We start from the raw sequence: 1,614 nt of genomic DNA on the forward strand, positions 1-1,614 counted from the left end.
CGTCTGGCCCAGTTCCAGCGCTTGGTGCAGGCGGTACGCATCACGGGCGGACGTGCTTTGGCATAGCACTGGCCGCCCGTGGGCCGTCACTGGCCGTGTGAAGCCTCGTCGGACGCTACTTCCCCCGTCCATATGGAGTAACACGGCAGACGGAAGCTTGTGCTCTGGGCAGAGTAGGGGCATGGAAGACGCTGCAAGGAGGCCTGCGAGGTTCCGCAGGAGGCGACGCTTCGAGGCCATGCACAAATGGTCCGCGACGGCTGCCGCTGTCGCCGCCCTAGCTTTTTCGGTCTACAACTTCGCTGAGCTGCAGCGTAAACCTAACGTCGAGTTGACACTTCCACACGTCCTCCGTCTCGAAAATGCAGGCACGGCCGTGCAATTCTACGTGCAGCCGACAGTGTCCACCAGGTTCAAGAGTGAGAATGTCGAAGTAATCCGTGACGCACAATTAAAGCTCAGCCCCACTGGGGCCATCTCTTCCTCGAAGCGGCCGGTCTTTTACTGGAGGGAGACTGTCACATGGCAGTACGACCCGGATACGGACACAGTTAATAATCATTGGAGCAGCGATCCCGCCCCGTTTACCGTGAGCCAGGACAAACCTCAACAGCCAGCGTTCCAGTTCCGGGCCGACAATTGGACGTACCAGGCAGGCCGTTACGAAGGATCTCTTGAGCTGCTGCGTTCAGCGGATCATACTCCCTTAACCAAGAGATTCTGTCTTATCATTTCAGAGGCAGCCGCCAAAGAGCTCAAAGACGCAGAGAAAACAACCCTGACGATCAAGTGGTTCTTAAATAACCAGCCCCTGTTCACCTCCTCCGGAAACTCCCCACAATGCTACCGGAGAGACATCGACTAAAGCCCGGGGCAGCCCGTTTGATCACGAGTTCCCCCCACAGGTCGAATCTCGGTCACGGCCTGCCGCGTACCCCTGGCTTTAGACACTCACCCGCCCAACCCGACCAGGCACTTATTGATCAGAAACGCATGGGGTTCACTCGTCGAGGACGTAGTGGACATGTCGACCGCCGAAGTATCCGCGCACGATGTGGGGCTGGCGTTGTCGGCGGTGGAGGAATCTGCGGGTCTCGGTGGCGAGTTCGGCCTGCTTCCTGGCCCGGTGGGTGTGGGGCAGGCTGCGTTTGAGGTCGGCGCTGACGAGCTCGTCGGAGTTCAGCTCGGGCGAGTACGACGGAAGGAAGTGCAGCTCGATCTGCTCCTCGTGGTCGGCGAGCCAGGTCCGGACGGTCTTCGAGCGGTGGGCCGGGTGCCGGTCGACGATCAGATGGACCTTGCGGTCGAAGTGACCGACGAGCCGGTCCAGGAAGCGGCACAGGACCTTCGCGTCGAACGACTCGGTGAAGACCATGAAGTGCATCCGGCCCTTCGTGCTGATCGCGGACATCGCGTTCACGGAGAACCGGTTCCCGGTGCGACGGACGACCGGAGTGCTTCCTCTGGCGCCCCAGGTGCGGCCGGTGACCTGGTCCGAGCGGATCCCGACCTGGTCGGCGAAGAGGACTTCACCCCTCTCCGCCTTCGCCCGGGCCCGGATCGCCGGCCAGGTCTCCTCGTGCCAGACGCGGCCCGCTTCCGCGTCCTGCTCGA

2 protein-coding genes are annotated in these 1,614 nt (G+C 61.6%); one reads left to right on the forward strand and one right to left on the reverse strand.

Features of this window, described 5'->3' with window-relative positions:
* Positions 1–181: 181 nt before the first annotated feature.
* Positions 182–865 (forward strand): hypothetical protein, encoded by a 684-nt coding sequence (locus ACWCXX_RS41325; protein WP_451136469.1) that lies wholly within the window; start codon positions 182–184, stop codon positions 863–865.
* Between the two features lie 135 nt (positions 866–1,000).
* On the opposite strand, the gene ACWCXX_RS41330 is transcribed toward ACWCXX_RS41325, so the two are convergent.
* On the reverse strand, positions 1,001–1,614 hold a 614-nt coding region (locus tag ACWCXX_RS41330; RefSeq protein ID WP_451136471.1), incomplete at its 5' end, for an IS630 family transposase.

The sequence above is a fragment of the Streptomyces sp. NPDC001732 genome (genome assembly GCF_053596315.1).